Origin of the sequence: Aquibacillus koreensis, assembly GCF_025154055.1 — a bacterium.
Taxonomy (GTDB): Bacteria; Bacillota; Bacilli; order Bacillales; family Amphibacillaceae; genus Aquibacillus_C; species Aquibacillus_C koreensis.
The window spans coordinates 74,442-90,740 of record NZ_JAOALK010000061.1 but is presented as its reverse complement, the minus strand read 5'-3'; the positions used below and the strand labels follow the sequence as shown (position 1 = coordinate 90,740).

The 16,299-nt window shown below is 37.2% G+C and carries 14 protein-coding genes; 2 read left to right on the top strand and 12 right to left on the bottom strand.

Going from position 1 to position 16,299, the window contains the following annotated elements:
- Nucleotides 1-222 precede the first annotated feature (222 nt).
- The 7 genes from dtd to NYQ66_RS19820 form a co-directional block, all read right to left on the bottom strand.
- Nucleotides 223-672, bottom strand: a complete 450-nt coding sequence (dtd, locus tag NYQ66_RS19850; protein WP_259872022.1) for a D-aminoacyl-tRNA deacylase — start codon at nucleotides 670-672, stop codon at nucleotides 223-225.
- Nucleotides 673-692: 20 nt separating this feature from the next.
- A complete protein-coding gene (locus NYQ66_RS19845) occupies nucleotides 693-2,894 on the bottom strand; it encodes a RelA/SpoT family protein (RefSeq protein ID WP_259872021.1) in 2,202 nt (733 codons plus the stop codon).
- Between the two features lie 266 nt (nucleotides 2,895-3,160).
- Complete coding sequence (locus NYQ66_RS19840) at nucleotides 3,161-3,673, bottom strand: adenine phosphoribosyltransferase (RefSeq protein ID WP_259872020.1); 513 nt, start codon at nucleotides 3,671-3,673, stop codon at nucleotides 3,161-3,163.
- Complete coding sequence (gene recJ, locus NYQ66_RS19835; protein WP_259872019.1) at nucleotides 3,663-6,011, bottom strand: single-stranded-DNA-specific exonuclease RecJ; 2,349 nt, start codon at nucleotides 6,009-6,011, stop codon at nucleotides 3,663-3,665. The genes NYQ66_RS19840 and recJ overlap by 11 nt, the downstream gene beginning before the upstream one ends.
- A 67-nt stretch (nucleotides 6,012-6,078) precedes the next feature.
- Complete coding sequence (locus NYQ66_RS19830; protein ID WP_259872018.1) at nucleotides 6,079-6,414, bottom strand: LapA family protein; 336 nt, start codon at nucleotides 6,412-6,414, stop codon at nucleotides 6,079-6,081.
- Nucleotides 6,415-6,544: 130 nt separating this feature from the next.
- Nucleotides 6,545-8,803, bottom strand: coding sequence for a protein translocase subunit SecDF (gene secDF / locus NYQ66_RS19825; RefSeq protein WP_259872017.1), 2,259 nt, complete (start codon nucleotides 8,801-8,803; stop codon nucleotides 6,545-6,547).
- Nucleotides 8,804-9,021: 218 nt separating this feature from the next.
- On the bottom strand, nucleotides 9,022-9,318 hold the full coding sequence (locus NYQ66_RS19820) for a post-transcriptional regulator (RefSeq protein ID WP_259872016.1): 297 nt from the start codon (nucleotides 9,316-9,318) through the stop codon (nucleotides 9,022-9,024).
- A 120-nt stretch (nucleotides 9,319-9,438) separates the two neighbouring features.
- Between NYQ66_RS19820 and spoVB the strand changes: the two genes are divergently transcribed.
- Nucleotides 9,439-10,989: a stage V sporulation protein B gene (gene spoVB / locus NYQ66_RS19815; protein ID WP_259872015.1), complete on the top strand. Its 1,551-nt coding sequence runs from the start codon at nucleotides 9,439-9,441 to the stop codon at nucleotides 10,987-10,989.
- Between the two features lie 106 nt (nucleotides 10,990-11,095).
- Here the strand turns inward: spoVB and NYQ66_RS19810 are convergent, their stop codons facing one another.
- Together NYQ66_RS19810 and NYQ66_RS19805 are read right to left on the bottom strand one after the other, a co-directional pair.
- Nucleotides 11,096-11,692, bottom strand: coding sequence for a DUF421 domain-containing protein (locus NYQ66_RS19810; protein WP_407652128.1), 597 nt, complete (start codon nucleotides 11,690-11,692; stop codon nucleotides 11,096-11,098).
- Nucleotides 11,693-11,830: 138 nt separating this feature from the next.
- The gene (locus NYQ66_RS19805; RefSeq protein WP_259872013.1) at nucleotides 11,831-13,129 is read right to left on the bottom strand and encodes an ArsB/NhaD family transporter; all 1,299 of its coding nucleotides are present in this window, start codon (nucleotides 13,127-13,129) and stop codon (nucleotides 11,831-11,833) included.
- A 195-nt stretch (nucleotides 13,130-13,324) separates the two neighbouring features.
- Here NYQ66_RS19805 and NYQ66_RS19800 point away from each other — a divergent pair, with 195 nt between their 5' ends.
- On the top strand, nucleotides 13,325-13,708 hold the full coding sequence (locus NYQ66_RS19800; RefSeq protein ID WP_259872012.1) for a TIGR04086 family membrane protein: 384 nt from the start codon (nucleotides 13,325-13,327) through the stop codon (nucleotides 13,706-13,708).
- Between the two features lie 96 nt (nucleotides 13,709-13,804).
- Here NYQ66_RS19800 and yajC read toward each other — a convergent pair whose 3' ends face one another.
- Genes yajC through queA form a run of 3 tightly spaced genes read right to left on the bottom strand, consistent with a single transcriptional unit; the run spans nucleotide 13,805 to nucleotide 16,294 of the window.
- Nucleotides 13,805-14,068 carry a preprotein translocase subunit YajC gene (yajC, locus tag NYQ66_RS19795; RefSeq protein ID WP_259872010.1) on the bottom strand — a complete coding sequence of 88 codons (264 nt, stop codon included), beginning with the start codon at nucleotides 14,066-14,068 and terminating at the stop codon, nucleotides 13,805-13,807.
- A 15-nt stretch (nucleotides 14,069-14,083) separates the two neighbouring features.
- Nucleotides 14,084-15,223 carry a tRNA guanosine(34) transglycosylase Tgt gene (gene tgt, locus NYQ66_RS19790; protein ID WP_259872008.1) on the bottom strand — a complete coding sequence of 380 codons (1,140 nt, stop codon included), beginning with the start codon at nucleotides 15,221-15,223 and terminating at the stop codon, nucleotides 14,084-14,086.
- Between the two features lie 42 nt (nucleotides 15,224-15,265).
- Entirely contained in the window at nucleotides 15,266-16,294 is a 1,029-nt protein-coding gene (gene queA / locus NYQ66_RS19785) for a tRNA preQ1(34) S-adenosylmethionine ribosyltransferase-isomerase QueA (RefSeq protein ID WP_259872007.1), read from the bottom strand.
- Nucleotides 16,295-16,299: the final 5 nt, after the last annotated feature.

Genomic DNA, 16,299 nt, shown 5'->3' with positions numbered 1-16,299 from the left:
GGAAAGGAACAGTCTGAAGATCCCGCAGTGAGCGCTCTTTGCGAGCGAGGAAGCTGAAGCGTTCCCCACGGAAAGCGAGTGTTTTTCCGCAGCGGAAATCTAGCACTCATCCCCAAAAGACCGTAAGGAAGTTGCTGCGCAGTATATTGATTATATGCCACAAAGTAATAGAATCGAAATATTAAAAAAACGGCTCAGTGTGATTTACTGAGCCGTTCATCTTTACTTCCGATCTTCACTATCCAGGATTAATGTAACAGGACCTACATTCGTTAATTGCACATCCATCATCTCACCAAAAGCACCAGTTTGTACTTCAATTTCTTCCGCTTCTATTAGCGCATTAAACTGCTTGTACAATTCATTAGCAGGTTCAGGCTTGGCTGCTTGCATAAAGTTGGGTCTTCTTCCTTTTTTACAATCCCCGTAGAGTGTAAACTGGGAGATTGATAAGATACTCCCCTGAACGTCTTTTAAAGACAAATTCATTTTTTGCATGTCATCCTCAAAAATGCGGAGGTGTACAATTTTATTAACTAAATACTTTGCGTCTTCTAATGAATCTTCATGTGTTACACCAAGTAAAACAACGAGCCCATTTTTTATCTCGCCAATGACTTCATTGTTTACCGTTACGGAGGCGTCCTTTGCTCGTTGAATAACCGCTCTCATGATTAGCACCCCTCCTTCTACTACTGCAACATTCTTTCGACCGTATAAACGTCCTTAATCTGCTTTAACCTATCTACAATTCTTCTTAAATGACTTAAATTATGAATTAAGATGGTTATATGAATAAGAGCCATTTTATTTCGGTCGGATTTTCCATTTACTGCAATGATATTTGTCTTTGTTTCGTTAACAGCTTGCAATACATCATTAAGCAAACCTCTACGATCGTAACCAGATATTTCGAGATCGACATGGTATTGTTTTGTCTGGGTATCAGAATTTTCCCATTCTACATGGAGGATTCGTTCTTGAGCCTCATCCGTTTGAATGTTCGGGCAATCTACACGGTGCACAGAAACACCTCTACCTTTTGTAATGTAACCTGAAATATCATCTCCAGGCACAGGATTACAACATTTTGATAGTCGAACAAGTAGATTATCCACACCTTCTACCTTTACACCTGAATCTCTTTTATGACTGGATGGTGACTTGAATTCACTACTTTTTACACCTTCTAGTGACTTTTCTAAGTCTTGAACTTCTTTTTCTTTCCTAATTTTTTCTGTTAGTCTTGTTGCTATTTGAGAAGCCGTTATACCTTGATAGCCAACAGCTGCATACATGTCTTCTTCATTCGTAAAATTAAACTTCTCTGCCACTTTTTTAATATTTTCAGTCGTGAATACATCTTTAGGTTCATAGCCACTCACTCGGACTTCCTTTTCTACCATTTCTTTCCCTTTGATAATATTTTCATCACGACGCTGCTTTTTGAAAAACTGTTTTATCTTATTCTTAGCCTGCGATGTTTGGGTAATCTTCAACCAATCCTGAGATGGACCATACGAATGTTTCGATGTCATAACTTCTACGATATCGCCATTCTTCAGTTGATAATCTAGTGGTTCCATCTTTCCGTTTATTCGCGCACCTATTGTTTGGTTCCCAACTTCTGTGTGAATTTTATAGGCGAAATCGAGTGGTACTGATCCGGCTGGGAGTTCAATCACATCTCCTTTAGGAGTGAACACATAGACCATGTCAGAAAATAAGTCCACTTTTAAGGATTCCATAAATTCTTCTGCATCATGTGTCTCACTTTGCCATTCAATAATTTCACGGAACCAAGCTAGTTTTTCTTCTGAATTTAATTTGTTTTTATCAATTTGTTTTCCTTCTTTATATGCCCAGTGGGCTGCGATCCCAAACTCAGCTATTTCATGCATTTCTTTCGTTCGTATTTGGACTTCTAGTGGTGCGCCTTTGGGTCCAATAACTGTTGTATGCAAGGATTGGTATAAGTTTGGCTTAGGCATTGCAATATAATCTTTGAACCTACCAGGCATCGGTTTCCAACACGTATGAATAATACCAAGCACGGCATAGCAATCTTTAATACTATTCACAATAATCCGCACAGCAAGAAGGTCATATATTTCATTAAATTGCTTGTTCTGCAAGACCATTTTGCGATATATACTATAAAGGTGTTTAGGTCGTCCAGAGAAATCCGCTTCAATTTTAACGTCTTCTAACTGATTTTGGACTTCTTGCATGACATCCTCAATATAATGCTCCCGTTCTTCACGTTTCTGCTTCATGAGATGGACAATACGATAGTATTGTTGTGGGTTAAGATACCTTAACGCAGTATCTTCTAATTCCCATTTGATCGTTGAAATACCTAAACGATGTGCGAGAGGAGCAAAAATTTCTAATGTCTCATTTGAAATTCTACGTTGCTTTTCTGATGGAAGGTGTTTTAATGTACGCATGTTATGAAGTCGATCAGCTAGTTTGATTAGAATGACACGAATATCCTTCGCCATCGCCACAAACATTTTACGATGGTTTTCTGCTTGTTGCGCTTCTTTAGACTTATATTTTATTTTTCCAAGCTTTGTAACGCCGTCTACCAACATTGCTACTTCACTATTAAATGCTTCCTGAATTTGTTCAATTGTTACTTCTGTATCTTCCACAACATCATGTAAAAAGCCACCAGCAATTGTTTCTGGATCCAATTCTAAATGAACTAAAATACCCGCAACTTGGATTGGGTGTATTATATAAGGTTCTCCAGACTTACGGAATTGTCCATGGTGTGCTTGTTCAGCAAACTTGTAGGCGCGACTAATAAAATCAGTATCTTCTTTAGAAAGGTACTGAGAAGCCTGCTCTATTACATCTTCTGCTGTTAGAATATTATCCTTCGACATCTTATCACCTTTGTCCCTCTTTAACACTGTTCATTTAGAAATGGACAGTTTTTTCTACTCTATAGAATAAATATAATATGATTATGAGAACTGCTTTCTTATAGTATTGAAAAAAGTAACGAAAATGTAAAGAAAAAGTTCTTATCTTGTTAAAGTGAACAGCTCTTTACTTGAAATGCACAACATGAAATTGGTTACACATGGGCACACATCATTATTGGAAAATAAGGAGTACCCTTTTTAAAAGAGCACTCCTTTCCCTATTATTAATATTCCATTAATGTTAATACGTCATAACCTTCTAATTTATCACGGCCATGCAGATAAGTTAGCTCGATTAAGAAAGCACAACCAACTACAATTCCGCCCAACTCTTCTACTAACTTAATCGTTGCTTCAATTGTTCCACCTGTTGCTAATAAGTCGTCCGTAATAAGGACACGTTGCCCTGGTTTGATTGCATCTTTATGAATGGTTAGTACATTTGTTCCATATTCTAAGCCGTAATCTACTTTTACAACTTCTCTAGGTAGTTTACCTTCTTTACGAACAGGTGCAAAACCAATCTCTAACGCATAGGAAACAGGACACCCTACAATAAATCCTCTTGCTTCTGGACCTACTACAAGATCTATATCTCTCTCTTTTGCATAAGTAACAATCTCATCAACAGCTGATTTATATGCAGGACCATTATCCATAAGCGTTGTAATATCTTTAAACCTGACACCCTCTTTTGGCCAATCTTCAACTACAGTAATGTACTTTTTATAATCCATAACTTACTTCCTCCTTAACCGAACTAACCTCATCCATATTACGGCTCATCCAGCTTTTCAATTCATGATAATTCGTATAATATAGTTTTGCCTCTATATCAGATTGATGCAATTTATGTTGATAGGTTGTTGACTCCGTCAGATCCTTTTTTGAAGGATTTGCATTTGGTAGTATTGTGTTATTTTCTATTCTAACAAAATCTAATTCAGAAAACACATCGATAATGAATTTTATTTTTTCTGGCTTCCAACCCTTATGGTTTGCCAGTTTAGGTGTATCCTTCTTCAGATCAAACTGCTTTCGCTTTATTAACATCGCATAAAACCATTTGAAGTCCTCTCTATTTGGAACCGAACTAAAAAACTGACTATCATTAACTTGATAACACGCATATATTCGTTCTGGCTTTGTTACCTGTAACATGTCATCTAATTGTTCTAGTGTAGTTGGTAAATCTAATAGTATGAGTTCTTTTATTGTTAACCCATTTAACTCTTTAATATTACGATCAACAAAAGAAAAGTAATTACTTTCAACAGGAAGATTATGTTGGTCATAGGCCTGAAAGCTCACCGCAAGTGTCGTGTCATAGGATGTATGACTTAGTTGATTATGCCAACGTTTAGAGCCTCTATAATCAAAGAGTTGCCATTCTGAAACAGCAAGATCCTTTAATAATAATTGAACTTTTTTCATCCCATTCCATTCATTAACTTGTAGTTCGCCAACGGCATCAATAATGGAATGGGGTGCAATGAATGGATAAACATCTCCCATTCCAAAGCCGATACCGTCCAATACGTGTTGATCTTCATGAAACATAATCTTCAGATGATTTTGTTGACTACCAATCTGTCTTATTTCTTTCATGGGTGATTGAATATGAAATAGTGGTTTAGGATTACCCATTCCAAAAGGAGCAAGCTTTTCTATCTCTTTTACTAAATTAACATCTAACTCCTCGTGTTTAATCGTAGCATCCACTAATAAACTTTGCTTATAGTCGGCATCTGTTAGACTGTCAGATGCCATTTGGTTTAGCTTTTGACGTAGGACAGTTACATTCTCTTTTGCTAAGGTCATTCCTGCCGCTTGTGCATGGCCTCCAAAATGAATAAACGTGTCCTTTATTTGCATACAGTTCGAAAACAAATCAAATGCATCAATACTTCTAGCTGAACCTTTTGCATGTCCCTTTTCTTCGTTGATGGATAGAACGATCGCTGGCTTCTGGTATGTTCGAACTAGTTTTGATGCAACGATGCCTAATACACCTTCATTCCAACCTTCTTTCGCAACAACAATCACACATTCATTACCTTCTGATTCATCTTTTACTAGTTGCTCTGCTTCTTTTGTAATGTCAGATACGATCTTCTGTCTTTCTTGATTCAACTCTTGTATAAACGAAGCAAGCTCTTCTGCTTCATCAGGATCATCTGTTAGCAATAGATCTACCGCAGGATCTGCATCCTGTAATCGACCGACTGCATTTAGACGAGGTCCAATCAGAAAACCGATATCCTCTTCCGTTACCTTGCCATCGATTTTGCAAATCTTTTTTAATGCTTGTACACCCGGTCTTTTCGAGTTTGTTAAAGCCTTTAAACCATGGTAGGCGAGTATTCTATTTTCACTGACTAATGGTACTAAGTCTGCAATCGTACCAATGACAACCAAGTCCAAAAGATGATTAGGAAAATACCCTAATAATCGTTCTGCAAATTTAAAGGCTACACCAACTCCAGCTAGCTCTTTGAATGCATAATTATCCGAACACTTAGGGTGTATAATCGCAAATGCATTCGGCAGTTTTTCTTGTACTTCATGATGATCTGTGATGATTAGGTCGATACCTAATTCTTTTGCAAGATCTGCCTCTTCAAACGCAGCAATACCATTATCAACAGTAATAATTAACTGATATCCAGATTGGTGCGCTTCTCGAAATGCTTTTTCATTTGGTCCATAGCCTTCCGTAAAGCGATTAGGTATATAAAAGTCACACATAGCATGCAATTCGCGTAGTGCTTCCATTAGTACACTTGTAGAACTAACACCATCCGCATCATAATCACCGAAAACAAGTATTTTCTCTCCTCGCTCGATCGCAAGATGAACACGTTCTGCAGCTTTATCGATGTCATGTAAATGGGATGGATCGATTAAGTTATCTAACGAAGGATGTAGAAATTTCTCTACCTCTTCACTCGACGTAATTCCTCGTTGCATTAATAATCGCTCTGTTAATGAAGATAAAGATTGTTGCTCTAGGTCCGAACCTTCCCCTATAGCTTCTTTATATGTAAATTTCCAATTTGATTGGCTTTGTAACATAAATTCACCCCTGACTCACTTATTATACATAAGTGAGTCAGGGGGAGCAAACAGAATTTCATTCCAATTATTCACCAGAACTTTGCCCAATTTGACTAGGGGACAACGTTTTTTCCTCATTTGATTTACTCTCATCAACATCATTACCACTATTTTCTTGTAGTTTAAGGTTTTCTTGTTTCAAGAGTCGAATCTCTCTTTGAAGCTTAAATAAACGAACAATTCCAACTGAGGCCGTAATTATTCCACCCATTAAGACAGAAACCAGGATAACTAAAATTAAGGGTGAGTTACCTGTACCAAACAAATAGTTCACTTCTACGGGTTCGACGTTTATTACAGCAAAAATAGCAACGATTACTGCAAAAACAAGTGCTAATATGATGTATGTTTGCCCTTTCATACATGTACCTCCTCACAGTCACCTTTTCTTGTCATTATAAAGGACTTAGCAGACTATGTCGATTTATAGGGGTTAACATACTTATTATATACACAAAATCCCCTTGTTATAGATAACAAGGGGAGAATGCTTATACTTGTGGACCGTCATTACGTTTCTTTTCTTCAAATACAATTGGATTGTCTTTAATATTCTTACCACGCCAGATCAGCCACAACTGTGCTGCGATAAACAAGGAAGAATACGTACCAGCAATTAAGCCGACAACTAATGCGAAAGAGAAATTAGTAATTGGTGATGCACCGAACACTAATAACATAACCGCTGCAAATACAACTGTAATTACGGTATTAATACTTCTACCTAATGTCTGCATTAAGCTCTTATTAATAATCTGTGCAAGCTCAGCAAACGATTTGATTTTTTTCTTCCGTTTTAAGTTTTCCCTAATCCGGTCAAAGGTAACGATCGTATCGTTAATCGAATACCCGACAATTGTTAAGATAGCTGCAATTATGGTGATATCAAATTCTAACCTTGTAATACTAAACAACGCTAAGATAAAGAAAGCATCGTGTAGTAAAGCAATAATTGCCGTCAACGCAAAGTAAAACTCGAAACGCAAGGTGACATAAATGATAATACCAATAGAGGCATATAATACTGCTAAGAGCGCATTTTTAGCTAACTCCTTACCTACCGTTGGTGAAACAGTACTTATATTCGGATCAGATCCATACTTTTCGTTAAAATAAGCTCGGATTTCTGTTACTGTTTCTTGATCCAAATCATCACCAAAACGAGCAACTGCAATATTATTGTTGTCACCTGATAATACAATTTTACTGCTCGGTTCAAGATTTAGTGCTTCGTATCCTTCTTCAATTTCTTCAACCGTCAGTGGCTGATCAGAGGAAACTTCTACACGCGAACCAGAAACAAAATCAATGCCTAGATTAAGTCGGAAAATACTTAGACATATGATCCCGGCTACTACTAGTGCAATCGAAATAGCAAAATATTTCTTGCGATTATTTACAAAATCAAATTGTTTTCCAAAAACAGTTGGTTCTACTTCCTCGTTAACTGCGATATCTTTGATGTCTGACTGTTTAACGCCAAACCAACCTTTTCGCTTGTTCAATACCCCACTGTTAACCCAAAGTCCTAAGAATAGTCTTGAACCAAACACGGCAGTAACAAAGCTTAGTAAAATACTTACAATTAATAAGGTTGCGAAGCCTTTAACAGAGCTTGTACCAAAAATAAATAGCACCGTTGCAGCAATTAACGTCGTAATATTCGCATCTACAATCGTTGAGATCGAGTTACTGCTACCCGATTTAAATGCTGCTTTTACACTCTTACCTTCTTTAAGCTCTTCTTTAATTCTTTCATAGGTAATAATATTGGCATCTACTGCCATACCAACCCCAAGAATCAATGCTGCAATCCCTGGTAAAGTTAGCACACCTTGCATCAATTCAAACACTAATAGAATAAGGTAAATATATATACTTAATGTAACGGTTGCGATGATACCTGGTAAACGATAATAGACAATCATAAATAAGAAGATCAGTCCAACACCAAGTGCGCCAGCAAAGATCGTCTTATCCATTGCTTGTAAACCAAACTGGGCACCAACAGAGTTAGAGTATTGCTCTTCTAAATTAACAGGTAGGGAACCTGCATTTAATATGTCTGCTAATTGTTTTGCTTCATCAATAGTGAATCCGCCTTCAATCATGACACTTGGTGAATTAATTACTTCGCTAAATCCAGGTGCAGAAACATATTTTGGATCCGCTTTTTTAGCTTCTGCTAAATAAGAGTCACCTTCTTCATAATCCATCCAAATTACGAGTCGATTCAGCAAGTCATCATTCTCATATATTTCTCGCGTAACATCCCCAAAAGCAGATGCATCTTTAAATTCCACGGTTACGATTGGTTGATTCGTTTGTGGATCAAAATCCTGTCTAGCACTATTAGCATCGATGTCTGAACCATCTAGATATTCTTTATCATTGACATCACGAAAGGATAATCTTGCAGCAGTTGATAAGAGCTCCTGTGCTTCTGTTTGATCATCTACACCCGCAAGTTGAACACGGATTCGATCTTCCCCTTCAATACTAAAGTTTGGTTCACTAACACCTAGAACATCCACACGATGCCTTAACATTTCAACCGTATGCTCTAGCGCTTCTGAAGTAATTTCTTCATTTTCATCTACTGGAGTTGCTTCATATAGGATTTCAAAGCCACCTTGTAGATCTAGACCTAACTTCATGTCTTTCGTAATACCAGTAATCGTTGTCCCAATCGTTCCTGCAAATACTAGTACGATTAGAAAAAAGGCAACGATCCTACCTCGTTTCACCATGGTGAATTGCCTCCTTTACTCTATCCACTATAACGATATGTAATGATTAAATCAGACAAATAGGCATATAATTGAAAACCTGTAAAAATTAACTATATAACTATTAGCCAAAACCATAGAGTGCTTGTAGATTGAGTGCTTCTTATTAATAGTAATAAATTTTAGTACTAAATTATTATGAAACGAATAGATGCTCCTGTCAATGTACGTCACAAAAACTACGATTCTTTTGATTCTGTTAACGCAGCGATTGACGCCATTAAACCTTCATCATCTTTATACGCGTGAATGGTTAAATAGCTCATATATATATTGGAGCTTAAATGAAAGATATCTTGCGTTACTTCGTGTAATCGTTTATCCGGGTCACCCTTCCACACCTTTTGTGTTAAGCAATTCCAAATATCGTCTACGGTCGTACGTGAATACCCTAACAATTTAAATTCATCTACTTTACTATCTAATACTGGGACCAACATTTTTTTCCATTCACTTGCACGCTTTGTCACTATCATTTGATTGCCCCCTCTTTATTCCCTTAATAATTTATGAAAGCTTGTCATGCTTGCCCAATCTATTCGCATATACATCATTGTATATGAATTTTAATTTTTTGAGAAGGCAGGTCGGTCAATGTGACCAAACAAACATTTTTACAAGGAACATTAATTCTAATTCTAGCAGGAATGATTACAAGATTCCTAGGATTTGTAAACAGGATTGTGGTCGCAAGAATTATGGGTGAAGAAGGTATTGGCCTTTATAATATGGCATTGCCTACTCTGTTTTTGATCTATACGTTATCTCAATTCGGGTTACCGATTGCAATTTCAAAACGAGTTGCTGAAGCAGAAGCCTATGGCGATACAAAAAAAATAAAAAGAATTCTAATCATTTCTTTATCCATTACAGGAACACTAAGTATCTTTTTCACGATAGGGATGATTGCCTTTGCACCATTTGTTGCAAATACGCTATTGACGGATAGTAGAACACTTCTACCATTACTAGCTATAAGCCCCATGGTTCCAATCAGTGCCATATCATCTGTTATTAAAGGTTACTTCCAAGGTCGCCAGAATATGAAACCACAAAGTTATGCACAGGTAATTGAACAGATCGTGCGGATTTCCTGTGTTGCATTTTTGGTGAATCTATTCTTACCATATGGAATAGAATTTGCAGCTGCCGGAGCGATGATATCCGTCATCATCGGTGAGTTTTGCTCACTCATGTTTATGCTCTACATGTTTAAGACTAAGAAGCGGATCAAACTTAGATACAATATTTTAAAATATATCCAAACAGGCAAAAGCACGTTGAAAGAGCTCATGTCTATTGCTCTTCCTAGTACAGGCAGTCGTTTAGTAGGTTCTATCTCTAACTTCCTAGAGCCAATCTTAGTCGCGCAGAGTTTAGCCATAGCCGGACTTCAAACAGCCGTTGCCACAAAACAATACGGTGAACTAACTGGATATGCATTACCATTATTATTTTTACCAACTTTCATCACGCATTCCTTAGCAGTCGCTCTAGTCCCGAATATAAGTGAAGCGGATGCCAGAAATAACAAAAGATTGATCCACTATCGAATTCATCAAGCGATAAGAATTTCATTTGCATCAGGTGCACTTGCAACGATTGTACTAACTTTATTTGCTTCCCCCATTCTATCTTACATGTATGGTACAGATGGCGCGAGTAAATTTTTAGTTTTAATGGCACCTTTTTTCTTACTTTTATATATACAGTTTCCATTAAATGCCTCGCTTCAAGCATTAGATTATGCAAAACCAGCAATGTGGAACAGCATTATTAGTACAGTCGTAAAATTTATTTTTTTAATCGTATTAGCTACAAATGATGAATTTGGGATCATGGGTGCTGCGCTTGCGATGTCAGTTGGTGTTTTATTAGGAACGGTTCTTCATTTAGTCACATTGATGAAAGTTATTTCTTTCCGTATTCCACTTGTAGAAGTAATGAAAATGGCTTCCTTATTAGGTTTAACTTGGTGGGCTGGTTCCATTTTTAAGAATGTGTTTGTCAATTATCATCAGAACCTTCCTGTTTTTTTAGCATTATTACTTAGTCTAACCGTAGTCTATATCTTCTTATTATTCTTACTTAAGCTTATTTCAAAAGAAGAGTTGGAGCAAATTCCATTTTTCAAAAAGTTTGTTTAAGTAGAAAACAGCGTGCGACAGTCCATGTCGCGCGTTTTTAGTTTTCTCTTACATTAAAATAAAGGCACTGATATCTGCGCTAACAGATTCAGTGCCTCACTTATCTTTATCTTTGTTCATCTTTCACATCAATGTACCACTGTTCATTACTATCTAAGGAACAGAATGAAATAGACTTAATAGACATGTACCCTCGTTTCTTCAACTCTTCCTCCAGCCAAAGCTCAGATTGATTAATTTTTATTAGAGATTCTTTTTGTATTTTCCCATCAAGAATTAACGGAACTACATATCCATCTGGTGAAATGGCTTGTTGTGTATTATCTTTTTCAAAAATCGATAACTTACCTGATGCTTCTAATATCGCAAATTCTACATCTTGAATGCTCTTTGTACCGTTTTCTCTTAATTGTTGCATGAGGTCACTAAAGTTATACCGTTGTTTTTTCATCTCATATTCATCGATCTTACCTTTTGAAATAATAACAGATGGCTTTCCCTCAAACCAGTCTCTGAAGAAAAAACTCTTTAAGGAAAGCCACGCCGTTAATCTTTGTATTAACAACAAAACGATCATAGGAATAATAGCATGCCAAATTGTACTACTCGGATCTTCAATAGAAAATACTGCCATTTCAGCGACCATAATAAAAATAACAATATCCAGCAAACTTAACTCGCCGATTTCTCTTTTGCCCATCATTCTAAATAGAATCACTACAAGGATATAGGTAAGGATGGTTCGAAAGATAATTTTCCCTATTTCTAACTCCAAATGTGCCACTTCCTTACGACAGGGATTTACCTTTATTATCTCCTATCGCAACACAACTTATGCTACTTACAACACTTCTTGAAAAGGCAATAAATATCGTAAATAGACGTAAATAGACGTAAGAAGTAAGGATAATAGCACAAGTGGAATCCCATATAATAAAAATTTAAGAAAAGAAATTCGTTGTCCTTGCCCCTCCGCAAGTCCTGCAACAACCACGTTCGCGGAAGCTCCTATTAACGTTCCATTTCCACCTAAGCACGCCCCTAAAGCTAAAGACCACCATAATGGATCTAAATTCGCCATTCCGTATGCTTGAAATTCATTGATGACAGGAATCATTGCTGCTACAAAAGGAATATTATTAATTATTTGAGAAAATAATCCTGAAGTCCATAAAATTAAAATTGCTGTGAATGGAAGATCCCCTTCTGTCATCCACATAATACCTTTCGCTAACTCATCAATTGCTCCAACCTCTTCCAATCCGCCAACTAGCATGAATAAACCAATGAAAAAGAATAGCGTGACCCATTCCACTTCTTCAAATATTTTTTCAGAACTAACTTCTCTCTCCGTTAACAATAACAACAATAGTGCCCCACAAACAGCTACCGTGGTTAGATCGACATGTACAATTGGATGCAGTAAAAACCCTATGATCGTTAACGATAAAACAGTGACAGATTGGTAAAGCATCGGCGTTTTCTTTAAGTATTCAGACCCATCCATTTTCATTAATTGATCCGAGAATTTATCATGTTGAACGAGTTGTTTTCGAAATAAGAATACAACGACTACTAACATTACGGTAAAAATAATCGCAACAATAGGGCCTAAATTCGTTATAAAAGATAAGAAGGTAAGATGTTCTACGGCTTGACCGATCATAATGTTCGGCGGATCTCCAATTAAGGTAGCTGTTCCACCAATATTAGAACTGAAGATAATGACCAATAAATACGGAAACGACGGCAATTGAAGTAACTTTGTTAGTGTTAGAATAATCGGTACAAACAATAACACTGTCGTTACATTATCCAATAAGGCTGAACCAATCGCAGTCAAGATCGCACAACCGATAAGTAGTGGAATTGGTGCCCCTTTAACTTTTTGAGCGAATGTAATGGCAATATATTCAAATAAACCCGTTTTTTTCGTTATGGACACGAGTACCATCATCGAAAATAATAATGCAACTGTATTCCAATCAATATAATTCGTAAATGCATCATTCCATTCGTACACACCTGTTAACAACAGCAACACACCGCCGGAAAGGGCAACTAACGCTTGATTTACTTTCTCTGAAACGATAAATATGTAGCTTATGATAAAGATAACGATCGCAATGGTAGCAGACATACCTTGTCCCCTTCCCCAACAAATATATAGCCTGCTTATTCCAATTACCGAAACAAACAAGCGCATCAAGTTAGTCCATGTCTGGACAAAACTCCCTATATCTTTAAATGTATTCAACGGAGTTTAAATTATTTTATTCTATTCAAAAAAAATTAGAATAAAATGATACAAATGGACAAACAGGGAGGGAATGACTTGGCACAATCACGAATTATTGCATTACTATGGGGTTGGGTTGTTGTGTTTGGAGTGATGTTGCTTGCAAGTCTAATTCTTGCAATGTTATTACGGTTCACTTCTTTAGGTGCCTCAACACTTAGTTGGACGACACTTGTTATAAGTTTAATCGCTTTATTTGTAGGTGGACTAGTTGCTGGGTTAAAAGGGAAAGAGAAAGGTTGGATACTAGGAGGATTAACAGGCTTAGGCTTTACACTGTTTATCCTACTCTATCAATACTTAGGATATAGCAGTGGCTTTTCCTTAGCACAATTGCTACATCATGGTGGGTTCTTACTTGCTGCTCTATTTGGTGGTGTGATGGGCGTTAATATGAGTTCAAATCAGGAGAGCAGATAAACCAATTTGGGGTCCTTTTTGAGCGCAACATGTAACTAATAAAGAAAGCTGTCACACTGAATGCATGATATACATTCAGTGATGACAGCTTTTTTATTAGTCTCTATTTAATACTTCTCTTACAGCCGAGCGATCGTATGTAAGTTTTGAACCGTCTTGCGCAGTCAATACAAGTGTATCTTCGTCTATAGCGTGAACTGTTCCATGAAATCCACCGATTGTGATGATCTTATCTCCCTTTTGCAATTCAGCTTGCATTTGTCTTGTTTGCTTTTGTTTCTTTTGTTGCGGCCTGATTAATAGGAAGTAAAAAATAACGAACATCAATAATATTGGTGCTAAACCAACTAAAGTTTCCAAAGTAACCCCTCCTTCTTAGAAGTTTTTAGCATTAGGTTTATTAAACCCATATTGTTCAAAGAATGCTTCTCTGAAATCGCCAAGTCGATCTTCTCTTATAGCTTCTCGGACTTGCTCCATTAATTTTAACAGAAAATGAAGATTATGATAAGTAGTAAGTCTAAAACCGAATGTTTCATTTGCTTTTACTAGGTGACGAATGTACGCTCTTGAATAATTTTTACACGTATGACAGTCACAATTAGGGTCTATTGGTGAAAAGTCACGTGCGTATTTCGCATTTCGAACAACCAATCTACCTTGCGAAGTCATACACGTACCATTTCTTGCGATTCTCGTCGGTAAAACACAGTCGAACATATCAATTCCTCTTATGGCACCATCAATCAACGAATCCGGAGATCCAACGCCCATTAAGTAACGAGCTTTATCCGTTGGTAATAAAGGAGTTGTAAAGTCTAATACGCGATTCATCACATCTTTTGGTTCACCAACCGATAATCCACCAACGGCATACCCCGCAAAATCCATGGACGTTAGATCTTTTGCACTCTGGCGACGTAGATCTTCATATTCTCCACCTTGTACAATGCCAAATAAACCTTGCACGTCGGTTCTGTTGTGCGCTTCTAGACAACGCTCCGCCCATCTGCTTGTACGTTCCACAGAATCCTTCATATACTTATGTTCCGCTGGATATGGTGGACATTCATCAAATGCCATCATAATATCAGACCCAAGCGCATTTTGAATGTGCATCGCTTTTTCCGGTGATAAGAAAAGTTTTTCCCCACTAATATGATTTCTAAAGTGGACACCTTCTTCTTCAATTTGCCTTAAATCACTTAAACTAAATACCTGAAACCCACCAGAATCCGTTAATATGGCTCCATCCCAATTCATAAATTTATGGAGGCCACCAGCTTCTTGAATAATATCCTCACCAGGTCTTAGCCATAAGTGATACGTGTTGGAAAGAATGATTTTAGCATTCATCTGTTCCAATTCTTCCGGGCTCATTGTTTTCACTGTAGCAAGTGTTCCAACAGGCATGAAAATAGGCGTCTCAAATGAACCATGTGGTGTATGTACTTTTCCTAAACGCGCACCTGTTTGTTTACAAGTCTTAATTAATTCATAGGTAATTGCTGGCATTCTAATACCCTTTCTATCTATCCTTATTTTTTGACAAATATATTACTTAATAAACATAGCATCTCCAAAACTAAAGAAACGATATTCCTGTTTCACAGCCTCGCGGTACGCATCTAATACAAAAGATTGTCCCGCAAAAGCACTGACTAACATGATAAGCGTTGATTTTGGTAAATGAAAATTAGTGATTAAGCCATCGATTGCTTTAAACGTGTACGGAGGATAAATAAAGATATCTGTCCACCCACTAGCAGCCACAAGTTCCCCATCATGGTCTCTAGCGATTGTCTCTAATGTACGCGTGGATGTCGTACCAACAGAGATGATCCTACCACCTTGTTCTTTTACCTTATTTAACTGTTCCGCTGTTTCTTGAGTCATGTGATATAACTCTGCGTGCATATCATGTTCTTCAATACTATCAACACTTACAGGACGAAATGTACCCAATCCTACGTGTAAGGTGATAAAGGCAAGCTCTACCCCTTTGTCTTGTATTTGCTGTAACAATTCTCTTGTAAAATGAAGCCCTGCCGTTGGAGCTGCCGCAGATCCTTCCTCTTTTGCATAAACCGTTTGGTAGCGTTCTTTATCTGGTAACTGTTCTTTTATATATGGTGGAAGTGGCATTTCCCCGAGTTCATTTAAAACTTCTAGAAAAATCCCTTGATAATCAAATCGTAGAATTCGGCCGCCGTGCTCCTGCACATCAATACAAGTCGCGGTTAGCTTTCCGTCTCCAAATGTGATTACTGTTCCTTCTTTAATCCGCTTAGCGGGTTTTACAAGAACTTCCCAAATATCGCCTTCTTGTTGGTGTAATAGTAAAACTTCTACTTTACCACCTGTGTCTTCTTTACTTCCATATAACCTTGCTGGTAGGACACGTGTATCATTCAATACGAGGCAATCACCTGGTTCTAGGTAATCTATAATATTTGAAAAGTGTTTATGGTCCATCGTTTGTTTTTCTCGATCTAAAATTAACAGACGAGAAGATGTCCGATCCGTTAAAGGGGTTTGTGCAATTAACCTTTCAGGTAAGTCAAAATCAAAATCTTTTATGTCCATGATAA